The organism is uncultured Novosphingobium sp., from assembly GCF_964277725.1.
Taxonomy (GTDB): domain Bacteria; phylum Pseudomonadota; class Alphaproteobacteria; order Sphingomonadales; family Sphingomonadaceae; genus Novosphingobium; species Novosphingobium fluoreni.
The window spans coordinates 1-19,092 of the sequence record NZ_CAXYKL010000268.1 but is presented as its reverse complement, the minus strand read 5'-3'; the positions used below and the strand labels follow the sequence as shown (position 1 = coordinate 19,092).

Below are 19,092 nucleotides of genomic sequence, written 5' to 3'. Positions count from 1 at the left end.
ATATGAGCATGTTGAAGCAATCCCTTGCGGCATTGCTGACCGCCACGGCGCTCTCCGCCTGCGCGGTCGGGCCGGACTTCGTCGCCCCTGCGACCCCGCCCAGCGCCGCCACGCCGTTCATCGGCAGCGCATCTCCGGTGGTGTCGACCGCCGAGCCCGACGGCAACTGGTGGCGGCTCTATGACGATCCGGTGCTGGACGGCCTGGTCCGCGATGCCCTGGCCGCCAACACTGACGTACGCGTGGCGGTGGCGCGGATCGAGCGGGCCCGCGCGCAGCTGCGCGGTTCACGCAACCTGGCCCTGCCGCAGACCGGGGTTCAGGGTTCGGTCCGGCAGAGCCGCTCCTCCGCGATGCAGGTGCTGCCTGGCATGGACCGGGAGAACCGCGTCGTCGATGGTGAGTTCAACATCTCCTACGAGCTGGACTTGTTCGGCCGGGTGAAGCGCGGCGTCGAGGCGTCCCGCGCCGATCTCTCCGCCGCGCAGGAAGACGCCGACGCGGTACGGGTGACAGTGGTGGCCGATACCGTGCGCGCCTATGTCGACGCCGCCAGCGCCGCGCAACAGATCGCCGTGGCGCAAAGCACGGTCGACCTGCTCACTCGATCGGAGCGCATCACCAATGCGCGGTTCGAACGCGGCCTTAATCAGCGCCTGGACGTGATCCGCGTGACGCAATTGCGCGAGCAGCAGGCGGCCATGATCCCGGCGCTGCAGGCCGCGCGCGAGGGCGCGCTGTTCCGCCTGGCGACCCTGACCGGGCGCACCCCGCAGGACCTGCCGGAGGCGGCACGTGTCCGCCGCGATACACCCGACGTCAGCCGGCCGATCCCGGTCGGCGATGGGCGCACCCTGCTGGCGCGCCGTCCCGATGTTAAGGCGGCGGAGCGACGGCTGGCGGCAGACACCGCGCGCATCGGCGTCGCCACGGCGGACCTCTACCCGCGCATTTCGCTGGGTGGGGCCATCGGCACCACGGCGATCGGCGGCGGAGATATTCTGGGCGGCGGACCGTTGCGCTGGCTGCTGGGACCGCTGATCTCCTGGGCCTTTCCCAACCAGGAAGGTATCCGCGCCCGGATCGGGGCCGCGCGCGCCGATACCCAGGCCGATCTCGCCACGTTCGACGGCGCCGTGCTGCGGGCGCTGGAGGAAACCGAGACGGCCCTGTCAAACTATCGCAACGCCCTGCTGCGCAAGGAGCGCCTCGCCTCGGCCCGCAGCGCTGCCGAGCGTGCGGCCAATGTCGGCCTGGCCCGCCAACGACGGGGGCAGATCGATGCCCTAGACGTGCTGGATGCGCAGCGCACCCTCGCTCAGTCCGAGGCGGAGTACGCCGCCGCCACCCGCGATGTGGCGTTCGCGCAGGTCGATCTGTTCCGCGCGCTGGGTGGGTCGTGGACGGGCACGACTTGAACCGGCCACAACCCTTCCCCCGTAGTGTAGCTCCCTCCCCTCCCGTTCGTGTCGAGCGAAAAAGGCGGCGAACTATTCAACAATCTCGAACAGTTGCGTCCACTTTAATCCACTGAACACGGCCCCCGCGATCGGCTAGACCCTCATCAACGACACACGAACGAGGAGACGACCCATGACCATCCGATCGAGCGACGCCGAAAGCGTGGACCTGGTGATCCTGCCCCCGGTGCGCGATCTGGGAGACGGCTTCACCGTGCGCCGCGCGCTGCCTTCTGCACAGCGGCGGATGGTGGGTCCCTTTATCTTCTTCGACCAGATGGGGCCGACCGCGTTTCACGGCGGCGAGGGGCTGGACGTGCGCCCTCACCCCCACATCGGTCTCTCCACGCTGACCTATCTCCTCGAAGGCGAGATCGAGCATCGCGATAGCCTAGGCTCGCTCCAGACGATCCGACCCGGCGCGGTGAACCTGATGACGGCAGGATCGGGCATCGTCCATTCCGAGCGGAGCCCGGCCTCGGCGCGCAGCACCGGCGGCCCGCTGTTCGGGCTCCAGACATGGATCGCGCTACCCGCCGCCGACCAGGAGATCGACCCCGCGTTCGATCACTATGCCGCAGACCAGATCCCCACGACCGAGGCCGAAGGCGTCCGCCTGTCCCTGGTGGTGGGCCAGGCGGATGGACTGCGATCCCCGGTAAAGACCTATTCCGACACGCTCTACGCCGACCTGTTGCTGGCAGACGGTGCGCGCTACCAGCTCAAGGCCGAGCATGTGGAGCGGGCGATCTATGTCGTTTCCGGCGCGGTGGAGATCGTCGGCCAGGAGGGCCGGTTCGAAACCGGCGAGTTCGTGGTGTTCAAGCCGGGTGCTGAAATCGTCCTGCGCGGCACGGGCGATACGCGGCTGATGCTGGTGGGTGGCGAGCCGTTCCCGGAAGCGCGGCAGATCTTCTGGAACTTCGTCTCAACCTCGGCCGAGCGGATCGATCAGGCCAAGCGTGACTGGCGCGAAGGCCGCTTCGCGCGGGTGCCGGGGGACGACGAATTCATTCCCCTGCCCGACAATTCATGATCCGGCTGCCCGCTTCCGTTTTCCCACCACCAGGTCAAGCGTGGAGAGGAAGCGGGAGCGATCGCTGGCGCTGAACGGCGGCGGGCCGCCCACCACGTCACCCCCGGCGCGCAAGTCCGCCATGATCGCCCGTACCGCGATGGCGCCGCCGATCGAGGACGTGGTGAACGGCTTGCCATTGGGCGCCACCACGTCCGCGCCCAGTTTCAGGCAGCGGTCGGCCAGCAGAATGTCGGCGGTGATCACGATGGTGCCGGGGCCTGCCTGCTCCACGATCCAGTCATCCGCCGCATCGAAGGCGTCACTCACCACCTTGCGTGAGATCAACGGATCGCGCGGCGTGCGGATCGGGCTGTTGCTGACCACCACCACGGGCACCTTGTACCGCGTGGCGACGCGATACGTCTCTTCCTTGACGGGACAGGCATCGGCGTCGATCAGAATCTGCAACATCGCGCCTTCATAAACAAAGGATCGTGCGATGACGAACCATGTCATAGTTCCGCAAGCGGCTTGGCCTTGCAACGAAATGTGCTACAGGCGCGTTCGCTGACCATGATGGTATCGGTCCTGAGCCGATTTGCGGCTCGTATTTCGCTGCCATCGTAAATGCTGGTGCTAGGTCAGGCCTTGCGGCTTCGCTGCACCAACCATAGCAATTCAAGGAACTGAGTAACAATTGATGGCAGGATACAAGGAGCCGGCGTTTCAAGACCGCGTGAAAGCCGCCGCGGAAGCAAAGGCGAAGGCGCTCGCCAAATTGAAGGCGAAACCTCAGGTCAGCCCTGAAGTGCTGGCCGAGCGTGCCGCCCGCGCCGCCGCCAAGGAACAGGCCGAGAATGAAAAGCGTGCCGCCGCCAAGGCCGCGCGTGAGGCAAAGGCCGCTGCCGAAGCAGAAGCCGCCGAGCTGGCGCGCCTGGCGGAAGAAGAAGCACGTCTGGCTGCCGAAGCCGCCAAGCCCAAGCCCAAGACTGCGGAAGAGCTCAAGGCCGCGCGCGATGCTCGCTACGCGGCGCGGAAGGCTCGTCGCAAGTAAGCTCTTGCACGTGGGGTGAGGCTGTCAGGTTTCTACGCCCCCCCTCCTGCTTTTGCTACCCCGTTCGTATTGAGCGAAGTCGCGATACGCCAGCGCTGTGCTCGCGTGTCCCGACTTGGCTCGACACGAACGGAGGTGGGATTAGTCCGTTCGCGTCCGATATCGGCCCCGCCCCTCACAATCGCCGCAAGGCCGGGGCCACCCGCACCGCCAGCAGCGGTAGCGATCCGATCAGCCCGATCCCCAGTGTCAGCACCGCACCGGCGCCCAGCGTCGCCAGTACCACGCCCCAATCGGGGGCCCAACGAAACGCGAACACCTCCACGATCACGTACCACGCCGCCAGCGTGCCGAGGCCCAGCGCCAGCAGACACAGCGTCGCGGCAAGCAAGCCGTACTCCAGCGCCTGAGCCGCCAGGATCTGCCATCGCGTCGCCCCCAGCGTCTTCAGGATCACGCTGTCATAGCTGCGCGCCTGCCGAGAGGCGGCGATCGCGCCCACCAGCACCGCGATACCCGCCAGGATCGCCACCGAGGCGGAAAGGAGGATCGCCGTCGCCATCTGGTCCAGGATCTTGCGCACTTGCCCCAGCACTTCGCTGACCGCGATGACCGAGGCGGACGGAAACGCTTTCAGCAGCGCGCGCGATACCGGACCTTCGTGGCGTGCATCCATGTCGATGGTCGATGTCAGGCTGTGGGGCGCCGCGCGCAGGGTGTTGGGTGAGAAGACCATGACGTAGTTGAAGCCCATCGTCTCCCAGTTCACCTGCCGCAGCGAGGCGATGCGCGCCACGATCTCACGCCCCAGCACGCTTACCGTCAGGGTATCGCCCACCCTGATGCCCAGCGTGCGCGCGGCCTCCCGGTCGAGCGAGACCAGCGGCGGCCCGGCATAATCGGCCGGCCACCATGCTCCGTCCACCAGCTCGCTGCCTTCGGGCAGATCCTGCGAATATGTCACCCCCCGCTCACCCCGCAGGAACCAGGCCTTGTCCGGAATCTGGGGCAAATCGGCCACCCGCTGCGCACCGTAGGCGGTGATCGTGCCGCGCAGCGAGGGCACGATGTTCAGCTTGGCTTCCGGCGCTTGCCCCTGCACCACTGAGACGAAGCGGGCGCGCTCTTCGGAAGGAATATCCAGCACGAACTGCTTGGGCGCCCGTTGCGGCACGGCGCGGGTGATCTCGCTATTCAGGCTGGTCTGGATCGCCGCGAGCGTGACGAACAGCGTCAGCGCCAGACCCAACGCGATGACCAGCGCCACGGTCTGCGCGCCCGGCCTGTGCAGATTGGCGAGGGCAAGGCGCAGCAGCGGACGGCGCGGACGCGGCAGTCGAGAAGATGCCCAACGGATCGCGCTGCCGATACCCAGCAGGATCAGCAGCACCGCACCGACCGATCCCAGCACGGCGGCGGCAAACAGCGGCTCGCGCGCCGTCAGCAGCGCTAGCGCCACCACGGCCGCGCCCGCTGCCGCGACTTGCAGCAAGGTACGCCGATCGGTCCTGCCGCGCGTCTCAACTCCACCACGAAACTGCGCCGCCGCCGGTTGCCGCCGGGCGCGGGCGAGCGGGGGCAAGGCAAAGGCCAAGGCGATCAGCAGGCCGTAAGCGGCACTGCTCACCAGCGGGATCGGGAAGAAGCCGACGCCGGGTGCTACCGGCAGGACATCGCGCACCAGCCACACCAACGCGATCGGCAGAAGCGCGCCGGCGACCAGCCCTGCGATCACCGCCAGCCCGGCGACCGCGCCGATCTCCAGCAGATAGATGCGGGCGATATCCGCAGACGTCGCTCCCAGGATCTTGAACGTGGCGATGCTGCCGCGCCGCATTCCCAGATATGATGCCACGCCGTTGCTCACTCCGATACCGGCGATCACCAGTGCGGCAAGGCCGATCAGCGATAGGAACTGGCCCATCCGCTCGAAGAAGCGCACCGCCCCTGGCGCGGCATGGTCGCGGTCCTTGTACTCCCATCCCGACGAGGGATATTTCGCCTTCAGTCGCTCCACCATCGCCACGGGATCGACGCCCGGCGAAAGGCGAATGCGGTACTTTGCCTTGTATAGCGCGCCGGGCTGCAACAAGCCCGTGCGCTTGAAGCCGTCCAGCGAGACGATGGCGACGGGCCCCAGCGTGAAGCCCTCGCCCACGCGATCCGGTTCATCGGCGATCACCCCGGCCACGCGGAACGAGGCATCGCCGTAGATCATCCGATCGCCGGGTTTCAGCAGCAGGCGATCGGCCAGCGCGCGATCGATGATCACCCCGTCCGCCGCCAGCGGGCGATAGCGGCCATCGGCCAGCTTCATCTGCCCATACAGCGGAAACGCCTGATCGACGCCTTTCAGCTCGGTCAGAACCGAGCCGGGCGCGCCCTCGGCCAGGCCGACGCGCTGGGCCATCGCGCGGGTGCGGATGGTGTCGCTCACGCGGCCCATCGCGGCAAACTGCGCATGTTCTGCGGGCGAGGCCTGCCGCTGCGTCATGCCGATCTCGACATCGCCGCCCAGCAGCACTCGGCCTCGCGTGGCCAGTTCGGAGGTGATCGCGCTCGTCAGGCTGCCGATGGTGGCCAGCGTCGCCACGCCCAGGAAAAGGCAGACCAGCAGCAAGCGCAGGCCGCGCAAACCCCCGTCCAGATCGCGCCGCGCGATCCGCCAGCTCTCCCGCCAGCTAAGCGTTGTAAACCCGCTCAAGCGCGGGTGTCCGATGCGATGCGGCCATCGGCCATGGTCAGCACGCGTTTGCAGCGCCGGGCCAGTTCAGGGTCATGGGTGATAATGATCAGCGTCGCCCCGGCATCCCGCTGGCGCTGGAACAGAAGTTCTACGATCGCGTCGCTGGTCTTGCCATCGAGATTGCCCGTGGGCTCGTCGGCGAACAGGATGCGCGGCCGCGGGGCTACGGCGCGGGCGATGGCCACACGCTGCTGCTCTCCGCCGGAAAGCTGCACCGGATAGTGCGTCAGACGATGACCCAGGCCCACAGCCACCAGCTCGGCCTCAGCGCGCGCGAAGGCGTCTCCCTCCCCCGCCAGTTCCAGCGGCACCGCCACGTTTTCCAGCGCCGTCATCGTGGGCAGCAGATGGAACGCCTGCAACACAATGCCGATCCGGCCACGGCGGGCGCGGGCCAGGCCATCCTCGTCCAGCGTGGCGAAGGCGACACCGCCCACGCTGACGCCCCCGCCGCTCGCCTGCTCCAGCCCGGCCAGGATCGCCATCAGCGAAGACTTGCCCGAACCCGACGGCCCCAGGATGGCGACGCTCTCGCCCTGGGCGATCTCCAGGTCGATACCCCGCAAAATCGGCGTCGGCGCATCGCGGCTGCCGAGTGTCAGGGTGACATTGCGCGTGCGAATAGCGATATCCGCAACCGGATCAAACGACATGGACGGAGAATTTCCTTGCTCAACAGGCTGGCCCCATATGCGGGCGCATTGTTGCTACTCCAAGGCCTGACGGCCTGCTCGCGTGAGAATGATGCGGCGCAGCAGCCCTCGCAAGGTTCCAGCAGCGATGCCGTGGCCGCTCAGGCCCCGGTTGCCGATGGCAAGCTGATCCTGGCCTTCGGAGACAGTCTTTACGCGGGCTACGGCGTGGAACCACGGCAGAGCTTTCCCGCGATGCTGGAGCAATCGCTGCGGAAAGACGGTCTTGCCGTGTCGGTGCAGAATGCCGGGGTCTCAGGTGACACCACCGCCGCAGCGCTGCGGCGGCTGGCCTTCACGATGGACGGCCTGCCACGCAAGCCCGATCTCGCGATGGTGAATCTGGGCGGCAACGACATGCTGCGCGGCATCGATCCCACTGAAACCCGCAAGAACCTGACCGCCATCTGCGAGGAATTGCACAAGCGCGGCATTCCGATCATGCTGACCGGAATGGTCGCCGCGCCCAACATGGGCAAGGACTATGCCGCGCGCTTCAACCCGATCTATGGCGATCTGGCCGAGCGCTACGACGCGGTCCTCTATCCCTTCTTCCTCGACGGCGTGATCACGAAGCCCGAGCTTATGCAGGCGGACAGCGTGCATCCCAAGCCGCAGGGCATCGCCCTGATCACCAGCAGGGTTGAGCCGCTGGTGGCCAAGGCGCTGAACCGCCCTTAATTCCGCAAGCTGTCCGGCACGATACCGCCATTTTCGGCCAGCTTGTCCATCACCGCACGGTGCAGGGCGATATTCTGCTCGGCGCTGCCATGATCGCCGGCGTGGACGTTCAGCTCTTCCGCCAGCTCCTTGCGGGCGGACAGGCTGGAATCGAGGTCCAGCAGCTTGAGCAGATCGACGATGGAGGTCTTGTAGTTGCCGCCGTGGTCCGGCTTCATCTCCGCCATCGCTTGCAACACGGCACCGACATCGACCGATTGGGCCGGCTGGGAAGACAAAGGCGCGTTCGTCTGGGCCGGCGGCGGCGTGGCGGGCGCCGGTTGCACGGGCGCGGTGGCTTGCGGCGTAGAAGCGGGCGCCGGAGCGGCCGGGGCAGGCTTGGCCTCTCCCCCGCGATGGAAGATCTTGTTCAGGATATTGCCGAATACGCTCATGAAGAAGCTCCTGCTGAGACGTTGAGGACCGACTTGTGCCGGGCTGACCTTTGAAAGCTTAACGCATGAGGGCGCGAAAGGTCCGGGGGAACGGGAAGGTCGCTCAGGTCGTTAGGTCACCATCGCGTAGGCCTGTTACCCGAAATCGGCTGGAGACCATCATGAAGCACACGACCCTGATCGCCGTATCCGTCGCCGCTCTGGCGCTGGCGGGGTGCAAGAAAGAGGCGCCTGCTGGTGACGCCACGGCAACCAGCGCCGCAACCGATAGCACGATCCCCGGCGTTACCCCTGCCGCCGAAGTCCAGCGCAGTCCCAGCCAGGTCTTTGCCGATACCGCCGCCGCTAGCGACGCTTTTGAAATCGCCACATCCCAGCTCGCCGCCGACAAGGCCAGTTCCGCCAAGGTCAAGACCTTCGCACAGCAGATGATCAAGGCGCACACCGAGTCCAGCAAGAAGCTGGAGGCCGCCGCCGCATCCGCCACGCCCAAGATCGTCCCTGATGCGGCAATGACCACTCAGCAGCAGCAAGTCTTGAGCGATCTGCAAGGCAAGTCCGGCGAGGAGTTCGACAAAGCCTACGCCGCGGCCCAGGTCGATGCGCATCAGAGCACTCTGAATGCGTTGAAGGCTTACGCAACCGGCGGTGATGTGGCGGGCCTGAAGAGCTTCGCCACCGAAATGATCCCGGCGGTAACCGCGCACTTCAACATGGCAAAGGGGCTGTAACGCCTCTCGCCTCCAGCCCGCCCCCCGTTCGGGCCGAGCGAAGTCGAGACGTGTTTGGATTGGCCCGCGTATCTCGACTTCGCTCGATACGAACGGAGGGGGTGGCGATCGAACCCTAGGCGAACGCCTCCAAGCGTTCGCTGAGGGCCAGCCAGTCCGCTTCCGCGTTTGCCAAGTCGGCCAGCGCCTGCTCGCGCTCCTTAGCCAGCTGGCCGGTCGTCAGCCCCGCCAGGTTGTGGGGCGGCCGCTTGGGCGTGACCATGGCATCCTCGATCTCGGCGACACGGGACTGGACACGCGCAATCGCGGTTTCGGCGCGAGCGAACTGCTTCTCCAGCTCCTTTTGCTCCTTCCAGTTGGCGCTTACCGCCTTCTGATCGACCGGAGCGGGCTTTTCCGCTGACTTCCCCTTGCCCTTCCCGTCCGCCTTGGGCTGATTGCGGCCCAGCACGAAGTCCATGTAATCGGTCATGCTACCGGCATATTCGCGGGCCTCACCGCCATCGACCAGCACCAGCCGATCCGCCGTCAGCTCCACCATATGGCGGTCGTGGCTGATCAGGATCACCGCGCCTTCATAAGCGTTGAGGGCCTGGACTAGTGCCTCGCGCGCGTCGACGTCCAAGTGGTTGGTCGGCTCGTCCAAGATCAGCAAGTGCGGCGCATCGCGCGTAACCAGCGCCAGCGCCAACCGCGCGCGCTCGCCGCCCGAGAGCTTGGAAACCGGCGTCAGCGCGCGTTCCCCCGAGAAGCCGAAGCGGCCCAGCTGACCCCGGATCTGCGCAGTCGGCTTGCCGTCCATCGCGCGGGTCATGTGCACCAGCGGCGTATCGCTGCCGGCCAGTTCCTCCACCTGATACTGCGTGAAATAGCCGATGGCGAGCTTGCCCGAGATGTTCATCTCGCCTTCCATCGGCTTCAACTGCTGAGCGAATAGGCGGGCCAGCGTGGTCTTGCCATTGCCGTTGCGCCCTAGCAGCGCGATGCGATCGTCGGGATCGATCCGCAGGCCCAGGCGGCGCAGGATCGGCTTCTCCTCAACGTAGCCCACCGCCGCATTGTCCAGCGTGATCAATGGCGGACGCAGTTCCTTGGGGCTCGGAAAGTCAAACGTCAGCGACGGATCTTCCATCATCGCGACGACGGGCTGCATCTTCGCCAGCATCTTGGCACGGGACTGCGCCTGCTTGGCGGTGGAGGCTCGCGCGCTGTTGCGGTTGACGTAGTCCTGCAACTTGGCGCGCTGCGCATCCTGAGACGCCTTGGCCGCCGCCAGTTGCGCCGCACGCTCGGCCCGCTGCCGCTCGAAGCTGTCGTAACCGCCGGGATAGAGCGTTACCTTGCCGCCCTGGAGGTGCAGGATATTGTCGACCACGTTGTTCAGCAGATCACGCTCGTGGCTGATTACGATCAGGGTGCCGGGATAGGCGCGCAGGAAGTTTTCCAGCCACAGCGTCGCTTCCAGGTCCAGGTGGTTGGAAGGCTCGTCAAGCAGCAGCAGGTCGGGTTGCGAGAACAGCAGGCTGGCCAGCGCGACGCGCATCTTCCACCCGCCCGAAAAACTGTCCATCGGCTCGGCCTGCATCGCCTCGTCAAAACCCAGACCGATGAGGATGCGCGCGGCACGCGCGGGCGCGCTGTAGGCGTCGATCGCCAGAAGCCGCTCATGCACGTCGCCCAGGCGATCGGGATCGACGCAGGTTTCGGATTCTTCCAGCAGCGCCGTGCGCTCGACATCGGCGGCCAGCACCGTCTCGAACGGCGTCAGCGTGCCGCTGGGGGCCTCCTGCGCGATATAGCCCAGCCGCGCGCGCTTGGGCATTTCTATCGCGCCGTCGTCCGGCTCCAGCTGGCCGATCATAACCTTCATCAGCGTGGACTTGCCCGCGCCGTTGCGGCCGATCAGCCCGACCCGCGCGCCGGTGGGGATCGCAGCGGTCGCCTGGTCAAGAATAGTGCGCCCGCCAAGGCGCACGGTGATGCCCGAGATATTCAACATGGCCGCGCCCTTAGCAGCGAAGGCCGATAGAATCGAGCCGTGAGGATCGAGCCGTGACGAGAGGCCACGGCTCGATCTCTCATGTCAGGCCCAGCTCAGCGGATCTTGCCGCTCAGCGAGACGCCGATGATGCGCGGTTCGTTATAGACCGCCGCCATGTAGTTCTCGATCACGCCCTTCAGGTTCTTCTCGTTCGTGATGTTGCGCACGAAGCCCGCGATCTCGAAGTCACCGGTATCGTAACCGACCTTCAAGCCGCCCTCGAAGTTGCCCTTCGAGTAGAACTCGTCCGTGCGATAGAGCACGAAGTTGGTGTAGCCCTGCACGTTCCAGTCGGTAGCGATGAAGAACTTGCCACGCTCGCCGACCGGCAGGTCATAGCGGGCGGTGGCGTTCAGCATCCACTTGGGCGCGTTGGGCAGCGGGTTGCCGTCGATCTGGGCGAAGTAGGTCCGGGTGGGCGAACCCACGGCACCGCGCGTGAAGACCGGATTGTTGACCGTACATACCAGCACGCCGTTCAGGCTGCACGCCTGCGCGAACACGCGCTTATCCTTGATCTCGGTGTGCAGCAGGCTGCCACCCAGCGTGAAGGACAGGTTCTGCACCGGACGATACTCAAGGTCCGCTTCCAGGCCGTAGGCGTCGGCCTTGTCGGCATTGAAGAGCACGCCGTTGCCGTTCGAATCGTTGCCGTTCAGCTGGATGTTCTTCAGGCGCCAAGCAAAGGCACTGGCGTTGAAGCGCAGCGTGTTGCCGATCTGGCTCTTGAAGCCGACTTCACCCGAAGTGATCGTTTCGGAATTGGCGGTAGTGAAGTCCGAGTTGAACACCGCCGAGCGCCCTTGGATCGTGGGTCCTCGGAAGCCACGCGCCACGCGTGCATAGAGCGAGAAGTCGGGGCTGACGCGATAGAGCGCGCTGACATCCCAGCTTGGCTTCTTGCCCTTCAGTTCCACGAAGCGGCGGCCGCCGTAAGTCACCACGCCTGCGGCGGTGTCAGCCGTCTTCAGCAGTCGCGTCTTCTTGTCATCCTCGGTGTAGCGCGCACCTGCGGTCAGCGTCAGCTTCTCGGTCAGGTCGTAGCTTGCCTGGCCGAACAGCGCCCAGGAGGTGTTGACGTTGCGCAGGCGCACCCAGTTGTTGGGATTGCGGGCCGCCGTGGTCAGAAAATAGCCGCGCTGGTAGAAATCGGTCGTGTCGCGGCTGTCGAAATAAAAGCCGCCCAGCTGCCACTTGAACGCGGTCTGCCCGCTGCTGGCTAGGCGCAGTTCCTGCGACCATTGATCGAGATCGCGGATCTGGCCCTGCGACTGGCCAAAGCCGTTGGGCACGCCGTTGACCGGGAAGTTCGCCGCCGCGCCACCATCGGTATCGCCACGGCTATAGCCCTTGGTGGTCTCGTAAGCGGTGATAGACGTCAGCGCCGCGCCGCCGAAATCCCAGGTGACGTGGGCAGATGCGCCCTTGGTCTTGTAAGCCTGCGGGTTGTTCTGCGCCTCGTCGTAAGCAACCGAATTTCGCGGGCCAACCGGGTCGTTCGAGCCCCGGATCAAGGCACCGCGATGGAACAGCGTCGAGGTGCCCTCGTAGTCGCGGTAGTGGCCGGAAAGCAGGACGGAGAAGCGCTCGGTCGGCGTGAACAGCAGCTGCAGGCGGGCGTTGCGATCGTCGAACCCACCCATCGCGTTCTTGCGCGGCGTGATCGTGCCGTCGGCGCTGACGCCGTTGAAGGTGTTGTCCACATAATCTTCGCGGTGCTGCACCAGGGCGGAGAAGCGGATCGCCACCTTGTCGGCGATGATCGGGCCGCCGATCCCGGCATCCAGGTTGACGCTCTTGTAGCTGCCCACGCTGAGCGAGGCCTGGCCGTTCAGCTCCTGCGTGGGGCGCACGGTGTCGAACTTGACGATGCCGGCGGTGGTGTTGCGGCCGAACAGCGAACCTTGCGGGCCGCGCAGCACTTCCACTTGCGCCACGTCATAGACTGGGTTCGACTTCAGGACGACATGCTCCAGCACGACATCGTCCTGGATGATCGAGACCGGCTGCGATGCGCCAAGGTAGAAGTCCACATTGCCCAAGCCGCGAATGTAGAAGCGGGGGAAGATGCGGCCGGTGGTCGATTCGATGTAGAGTCCGGGAACGCGGCCCGAAAGCGAAAGCAGCGTATCATCGCCACCCGCAGTGAAGGTGCGCACGTCATCGCCGCGCAGCACGCCGACCGAGACGGGCACGTCCGTCAGGCGTTCTTGGCGGCGCTGAGCGGTGACGATGATGTCCCCGGCGACATCGCTTGCTTCCGCTGCAGTCGCCGCAGTGCCGGCATCGGCGGCGGCGGTCTGTGCCATGGCGATGCCTGGCAGGATGCTTGCGCCCAGGCTGAGCGCGCCGAGGATCGCACGGCGCGCAGTGGTCGATGTCATTCTTTGCTTCCCTTATTCCACCTGTTTGAAGCGCTGGCGAGACATCACCGGTCATTCCGGTCGAAGCCTGCAAAAGCGTCTGTTCGCGCCGTTAGGCCGCGCCGGTGGGGGAAATATGACAAAACTTTGGCATGTTGCTGATTGATGGCGAAGTGATGCTGTGGTGCAACAATGGCGAAGCCCAACCCAGGGTATCCGCCTCATCCGCCTCATCAGCGCTTGCGGGGACTGACGTCCTCACGTGGCTTGCCCTTCGTCGTCCGCTGCGCGCCGGCGGTCGCAGCAGACAGGACGGGGCCGCAAGCCGCTGACTTGGCATTGCCCGGATCCACGAAGGCCAGCAACCCCGCCACGGGTGATGCAAGGACCGCAAGGCCGATGCCCGCACCCGCACGGCCAACCAGCTCGGGGCTGATCACGTCGAGACGTGGCTCGGCAAAGCGGCCCTTGATCCCGACCGGCGATTGCCCGGAAAACAAGCTGAACTTCTTCGCGTCGGCCTTGAAAGCAATGTCCACGGCCTCGGTACCGAAGTTGAAGCCGCCACGCCCGGTGATCACGTTGCGGGTCGTGTCTATCAGGATCGGATCGGTCGCCGCGCTGCCGCCGCGCACGGTGAAGGCGATCAGACCGCAGTTGATCTCGATCGGCTTCTTCAGCTTCCCCTCGAACATCTTGTAGACGAACGTTCCCAGATCGAGCTCTGCGAGCTGTGCGTACTGGGTCCAGAGCGTGCCGTTTGGCATCACGAAAGCGATGCGCCCGTTCGATGTCGCGAGCGAATCGTGGATCGTGTCGCCCCGTCCTTTCAGTTGGATGCGGCCCTTGACCGTGCCGGTCGTCCCCGCCTCCGACACGCCATATCCCGCCAGCAACTTCGCCGTCGGCGTCGAGGCAAGGCGGATGTCATAGCTGTCCGCCGCGGGGCGCTGGCGCGTATCAAAAATCAGGTCGGAAGCCAGGTTGCCACGCGCCATCGACATGGTCAGCGGTGACAGCGCCAGCCGTCCCTTCTCCAGCGCCAGCTTTAGGTCGATATTGGAGATCGGCAGGCTGCGCGATCGGACCGTGGCGATCTTCCAGTCCAGCCCGGCATCGAAGCGTTGCATCATCGCAACCGGCAGCGCGGCGTCTGGCAGGATGCGCTGGCCGCCGTTGCCCGTCTCCGCCGCCGCCGCGATCGCGCCCTTGCTGGCGACGGTGTCGGGGTTGTACCCGATGAACGGCGCGGCATCGATGATGTCCAGCTTGCGGGTGGTAAGATCGGCGTCAAGACGAAGGCGTTCGTTGTTCTTCACCGTGAACTGACCGGCCAGGTCGGACTGCCCGAACGTGCCGCGCAGCTTGGTGAAACGATAATCCTGATCCTCGTTCACCAGCGTCGCGCGCATATCGTAGCGGCGGGTGCGCGGGATCGCGACGTCGATGATTTCCAGCAACTGCGACAGATCCCGCCCTTGCGCCCGGACGGCCAAGGGCACACCCTGATACTCGGTCAGCGAAGGCAAGGTGCCCGTCAGGTCGATCACGTTGTTGCCGGCAAAGGCGCGGGCGACCAGCTTGTTCTTGCCGCCGCTGACGGTGGCGTCGGGCGAGAGCAGGCTGGCGGTAAGGCGAAAGGGCGTGGTCCGAAAGCGGCCATCGCCGCTCAGCTTTACCGATTGGCCGATCTCGGTATTTTTCGCCACGATCGGCTCGAACCGCAAGTTTGCCAACAGCGGCGTGCGCGGATCGTAGTAGCGCACGCGAACGCCCGCCAGGATCGCGCGATCGATGCGCGGCATCTGGAAATCCTTGCCGCCGCTGCCGTCGCCAAAGGTCCAGGTGTTGCGCTGATGCGGCTTGTCCCATTCCAGGTTCGCATCGAAATTCACCAGTTCGATCGCATAGAACCGCTTGCGGCCGAAAATCAGGGAGAGCGGCGCGATCCGGGCGTCGACCTTGCCGGCGGTGAACAAGCTTTTGCGCTGTGCCCATTGCGGGTTCGAAACGTCCAGCTGTTCGGCGAGGAACTTGATCTTGATCGGCGCGAAGTAGAGCTGGAAATCCCCGCCCACGGCCACCTTGCGGCCAGCGACGGAACTGACGATGCTTTCGAACGGGCCCTTCAGGAACCGCCCTTTGGTGATGAACAGGATCAGCCAGACCGCAAAAACGATGCCCACCGCGCCCAGCAGGATGTTGCGCACCAGATGCCGGCGACGGCGCGACCTGGCAGCATTCTTGCCGGACGCACCGGGTTCAAGCGCCTTGGCCTCAGCCGTGGCGGCAGCGGAATTCGTATCGGCGGTGCTTGTGGCATCCATAAGCCGTCACATCGCTTGGAAGGGCCGTTTTGTTGCCACGCTTTGCGACCACTCGTTAACGGCGAGCGGATGCGCTAGGGGCTGGGCCATGTTGTTTGGATTCAATACACCTTCCTGCCCGGCGGGCGGAGCGAACTGATGCTGCGCCTCTCTGGCCTGAACCTGCCGCTCGATCACGCGCCCGAAGCGCTGCCCGAAGCGATCTGCGCGCGCCTGGGAATCGAACGGGCGGCGCTGCGTGACTTCACCGTGTTCAAGCGCGGCAATGACGCGCGCCGCCGGAATGCGATCCTGCTGGTCTATACGCTCGACATCGAGATTGCCGACGAGGCGGAGGTGCTCGCCCGGTTCGAAGGTGACAAGGACGTGCGCTCGACGCCGGACATGACCTATCACTTCGTTGCCCATGCGCCGCAGGGCTGGTCAGGCCGCCGCCCGGTGGTGATTGGCGCGGGGCCATGCGGGCTCTTTGCCGGGCTGATCCTGGCGCAATCGGGGTTTCGCCCGATCATCCTCGATAGGGGCAAAATCGTCCGCCAGCGCACCAAGGATACTTGGGGACTGTGGCGCCGGTCAGAGCTGAACCCGGATTCCAACGTCCAGTTCGGCGAAGGCGGCGCGGGCACGTTCTCTGACGGCAAGCTCTATTGCCGCGTCAAGGACCCCCGCTTCCTGGGCCGAAAGGTGCTAGAAGAATTCGTGAAAGCCGGCGCGCCCGACGATATCCTGTGGCAGGCGCATCCCCACATCGGCACGTTCCGCCTCGTCACCATGGTGGAATCCATGCGCCGCACGATCGAGGAACTGGGCGGCGAATACCGCTGGCAGACCCGGGTCGACGATCTGGCGCTGGAGCGTGGACCCGATGGCCGCCAGCAACTGCGCGGGCTGCACTTGCACGATGGCTCGTTCCTGGAAGCGGATCACGTCGTCATGGCGATCGGCCACAGCGCCCGGCCGACCTTCGAGATGCTGCACGATCGCGGCGTCCACCTGGAGGCAAAGCCCTTCTCCATCGGCGTGCGGATCGAACATCCGCAAAGCTGGGTGGACAAGGCGCGATACGGCCAATGCGCCGGTCATCCGGACCTTGGCGCGGCGGCCTACGCCCTGGCGCATCACTGCAGCAATGAGCGCACGGTTTATAGCTTCTGCATGTGCCCCGGCGGGCGGGTGGTGGCGGCCACATCCGAGGAAGGCCGCGTCGTCACCAACGGCATGAGCCAGTATTCGCGGGCCGAGTTCAACGCCAATTCCGGCCTGGTCGTGGGCATCGATCCCGCGCGTGACTATCCTGACGGTCCCCTGGCGGGCATCGCCTTGCAGCGCCACTGGGAGAGCAAGGCGTTCGAGGCGGGTGGCGGCACTTACGCCGCGCCGGGGCAGAAGGTGGCCGATTTCCTGGCCGGTCGCCCCTCCACGGCCTTGGGTGAAGTGACCCCATCATATAAGCCGGGCGTCACCATGACTGACTTGTCGCTCTGCCTGCCCGCCTTCGTCGTCGATTCCATCCGCGAGGCGCTGCCGGTGTTCGGGCGGCAAGTGGCGAACTACGATCATCCCGATGTGGTGATGACCGGGGTGGAGACGCGCACATCCTCGCCCGTGCGCATCACCCGGGACAAGAGCTTCCAGAGCCTCAACACCGCCGGGCTCTATCCCGCCGGCGAAGGTGCGGGCTATGCCGGCGGCATCCTTTCCGCCGCGATCGACGGGATCAAGGTGGCCGAAGCCGTCGCCAGAAGCATCGTTGCGGCGTGATTGTCTCGCTGCTGAAATAATTCTCTCGCATCTCCGCCACACAGCAGAAGTGATCCGGCGGAGACGACATGCAGACAGCAAGCGTTGCAGCAGCCTATGATCGGTGGGCCCCGGTCTATGACCTCGTCTTTGGCGGCGTTTTTTCCAACGGCCGCCGCCAGGCCATCGTCGCGGCCGAGAACATCGGCGGGCTCGTCCTGGAGGTGGGTGTCGGCACCGGCATTTCCCTGCCCCACTACAGCAAACGCACCCGGCTGGTCGGCATCGATATTTCCGAGGCCATGCTGGAAAAAGCCCGCCGCCGCGCGGACCAGCTCAAGCTGGAGAACGTCGAGGAGATCGCGGTCGGCGATGCCGAGGCGCTGACGTATCCTGACAATGCGTTCGACGTGGTGGTAGCGCAATATGTCGTCACCGCCGTGCCCAACCCGGAAAAGGCGTTGGACGAATTCGTGCGCGTGGTGCGCCCCGGCGGAGAAATCGTGATCGCCACCCGGATCAGCGCCAACGGGGGGCTGCGCGACACCATCGAAAAGGCGCTGATGCCGATCACCCGCCGCCTGGGCTGGCGCACCGAGTTTCCGTGGTCCCGCTATGAGGCCTGGGCAAAGCGCAACGGCCAGGTCCGCCTGCTGGAACAACGCCCCCTGCCCCCGCTCGGCCACTTCTCCCTCGTCCGTTACAGAAAGCTGCAAGGTTGACCATGCACGAGTATCCGCAAGCCGCCTCGTCATCCATGGGGACCGGCAAGATCGCCCGGTTTCGCGAACAACTGGCCGAGCAGCGCTGGGACGACCACCGGTTCTATCACCACAGCCTGGTCAACCAGAGCCTGCACTTCGTCAGCGCGACGACCTTCATCGTCGCCTATGCGATCATGTGGAAGATGCCCGCGCTGGCAGCCCTGTTGGGTTGGGGCGTTGCCATGACCAGCCGGCAGGCCGGCCACTTCTTTTTCGAGCCGCGCGGCTACGATCACGTCAACGACTGCACCCACGAGTACAAGGAAGAGGTCAAGGTGGGCTATAATCTGGCCCGCAAGGTGGTGCTGATGGGCCTGTGGTTGCTGAGCCCGGTGATGCTGTACATCCGACCGGACCTGTTCGGCGCGTTCGAGCCGCATCAGGGTGTGATGCAGTTCTTGGAACACCTTGGCCTGCTGTGGCTGGCACTGGGCATCGGCGGCCTGCTGTTCCGCGTGGTGCACTTGTTCTTCATCCGCGACATCGAGACAGGACTGGTCTGGGGCACGAAGATCGTGACCGACCCGTTCAACGACTTTCGGCTGTACAGCAAGGCCCCCGCGCAACTGGTGCGGCGCCTGGCAGAAACCCGCGCGGCACGGATCGGGTAAAGCACGGATGGGGCGCGCGCCTCCAGGGGGGCGCGCCTCTTCGCCGTTGGTGTCGAGTGACGTCGAGACATCGCAGCACTAAGGCTAGCGTGTCTCGACTTCGCTCGACATGAACGGGGTGATACGAGGCAAGAGTATCTTACCCCAGCAGATGCCCGGCAAACTCCCGCACAAGTCCCTTGCGCAGCGCCCGCTGGGCATCTCCCTCCGGCGCCCACCACCAGCCATCCGCCGCCATCCGCTTTGCCGCCGCCACGAACCTGTCAGCCACCTGCGCGAAGTCGGCATCCCCATAGGCCAGGCTGAAGATCATCCGCCCAGAGCCGACCCAGCTCAGCGCCAGACCCTCCGCTCTCAGATAGAATTGCAGCATCCAATGATAGCGCGAAGGCATCGTGTGCCAGATCGTCCAGATCGTGCCCAGGTTCGC

The 19,092-nt window shown here is 65.5% G+C and carries 15 protein-coding genes and 1 pseudogene; 8 read left to right on the top strand and 8 right to left on the bottom strand.

What is annotated here, in order from left to right:
- Positions 1-8: 8 nt before the first annotated feature.
- On the top strand, positions 9-1,418 hold the full coding sequence (locus ACHWRX_RS14975) for an efflux transporter outer membrane subunit (protein ID WP_394659781.1): 1,410 nt from the start codon (positions 9-11) through the stop codon (positions 1,416-1,418).
- A gap of 175 nt (positions 1,419-1,593) precedes the next feature.
- On the top strand, positions 1,594-2,496 hold the full coding sequence (locus ACHWRX_RS14970; protein ID WP_394659780.1) for a pirin family protein: 903 nt from the start codon (positions 1,594-1,596) through the stop codon (positions 2,494-2,496).
- Here ACHWRX_RS14970 and ACHWRX_RS14965 read toward each other — a convergent pair.
- The gene (locus ACHWRX_RS14965) at positions 2,491-2,946 is read right to left on the bottom strand and encodes a YaiI/YqxD family protein (RefSeq protein WP_394659789.1); all 456 of its coding nucleotides are present in this window, start codon (positions 2,944-2,946) and stop codon (positions 2,491-2,493) included. The two genes, ACHWRX_RS14970 and ACHWRX_RS14965, sit on opposite strands and share 6 nt — an antisense overlap.
- A gap of 232 nt (positions 2,947-3,178) precedes the next feature.
- Here ACHWRX_RS14965 and ACHWRX_RS14960 point away from each other — a divergent pair, with 232 nt between their 5' ends.
- Positions 3,179-3,532 carry a DUF6481 family protein gene (locus ACHWRX_RS14960; protein WP_394659779.1) on the top strand — a complete coding sequence of 118 codons (354 nt, stop codon included), beginning with the start codon at positions 3,179-3,181 and terminating at the stop codon, positions 3,530-3,532.
- Between the two features lie 175 nt (positions 3,533-3,707).
- Here the strand turns inward: ACHWRX_RS14960 and ACHWRX_RS14955 are convergent, their stop codons facing one another.
- Both ACHWRX_RS14955 and ACHWRX_RS14950 read right to left on the bottom strand, forming a co-directional pair.
- Positions 3,708-6,236 (bottom strand): ABC transporter permease, encoded by a 2,529-nt coding sequence (locus ACHWRX_RS14955; protein ID WP_394659778.1) that lies wholly within the window; start codon positions 6,234-6,236, stop codon positions 3,708-3,710.
- Positions 6,233-6,931: an ABC transporter ATP-binding protein gene (locus ACHWRX_RS14950; RefSeq protein WP_394659777.1), complete on the bottom strand. Its 699-nt coding sequence runs from the start codon at positions 6,929-6,931 to the stop codon at positions 6,233-6,235. Before ACHWRX_RS14950 ends, ACHWRX_RS14955 begins: the two co-directional genes overlap by 4 nt.
- Before the next feature lie 15 nt (positions 6,932-6,946).
- Here ACHWRX_RS14950 and ACHWRX_RS14945 point away from each other — a divergent pair, with 15 nt between their 5' ends.
- Complete coding sequence (locus ACHWRX_RS14945) at positions 6,947-7,651, top strand: arylesterase (RefSeq protein WP_394659776.1); 705 nt, start codon at positions 6,947-6,949, stop codon at positions 7,649-7,651.
- Here ACHWRX_RS14945 and ACHWRX_RS14940 read toward each other — a convergent pair.
- Positions 7,648-8,085, bottom strand: coding sequence for a DUF3597 family protein (locus tag ACHWRX_RS14940; protein WP_394659775.1), 438 nt, complete (start codon positions 8,083-8,085; stop codon positions 7,648-7,650). The genes ACHWRX_RS14945 and ACHWRX_RS14940 overlap by 4 nt on opposite strands.
- Positions 8,086-8,246: 161 nt before the next feature.
- On the opposite strand from ACHWRX_RS14940, the gene ACHWRX_RS14935 reads away from it, so the two are divergent.
- Complete coding sequence (locus ACHWRX_RS14935; protein WP_394659774.1) at positions 8,247-8,816, top strand: DUF4142 domain-containing protein; 570 nt, start codon at positions 8,247-8,249, stop codon at positions 8,814-8,816.
- 115 nt (positions 8,817-8,931) lie between these two features.
- Here ACHWRX_RS14935 and ACHWRX_RS14930 read toward each other — a convergent pair whose 3' ends face one another.
- From ACHWRX_RS14930 to ACHWRX_RS14920, 3 genes are all read right to left on the bottom strand, one after another.
- Positions 8,932-10,815 carry an ABC-F family ATP-binding cassette domain-containing protein gene (locus tag ACHWRX_RS14930; RefSeq protein ID WP_394659773.1) on the bottom strand — a complete coding sequence of 628 codons (1,884 nt, stop codon included), beginning with the start codon at positions 10,813-10,815 and terminating at the stop codon, positions 8,932-8,934.
- A 95-nt stretch (positions 10,816-10,910) separates the two neighbouring features.
- A complete protein-coding gene (locus tag ACHWRX_RS14925; protein WP_394659772.1) occupies positions 10,911-13,241 on the bottom strand; it encodes a TonB-dependent receptor in 2,331 nt (776 codons plus the stop codon).
- A 212-nt stretch (positions 13,242-13,453) separates the two neighbouring features.
- The gene (locus tag ACHWRX_RS14920; RefSeq protein WP_394659771.1) at positions 13,454-15,547 is read right to left on the bottom strand and encodes an AsmA family protein; all 2,094 of its coding nucleotides are present in this window, start codon (positions 15,545-15,547) and stop codon (positions 13,454-13,456) included.
- Between the two features lie 138 nt (positions 15,548-15,685).
- On the opposite strand from ACHWRX_RS14920, the gene ACHWRX_RS14915 reads away from it, so the two are divergent.
- The 3 genes from ACHWRX_RS14915 (at position 15,686) to ACHWRX_RS14905 (ending at position 18,662) form a co-directional block, all read left to right on the top strand.
- A complete protein-coding gene (locus ACHWRX_RS14915) occupies positions 15,686-17,308 on the top strand; it encodes an NAD(P)/FAD-dependent oxidoreductase (RefSeq protein WP_394659770.1) in 1,623 nt (540 codons plus the stop codon).
- Between the two features lie 68 nt (positions 17,309-17,376).
- Positions 17,377-18,009, top strand: a complete 633-nt coding sequence (locus ACHWRX_RS14910) for a class I SAM-dependent methyltransferase (RefSeq protein ID WP_058737895.1) — start codon at positions 17,377-17,379, stop codon at positions 18,007-18,009.
- 2 nt (positions 18,010-18,011) lie between these two features.
- On the top strand, positions 18,012-18,662 hold the full coding sequence (locus ACHWRX_RS14905) for a DUF962 domain-containing protein (protein ID WP_242867223.1): 651 nt from the start codon (positions 18,012-18,014) through the stop codon (positions 18,660-18,662).
- A 139-nt stretch (positions 18,663-18,801) separates the two neighbouring features.
- Here the strand turns inward: ACHWRX_RS14905 and ACHWRX_RS14900 are convergent.
- A pseudogene (locus ACHWRX_RS14900) lies at positions 18,802-19,092 on the bottom strand (glutamate-1-semialdehyde 2,1-aminomutase); the annotation flags it as partial.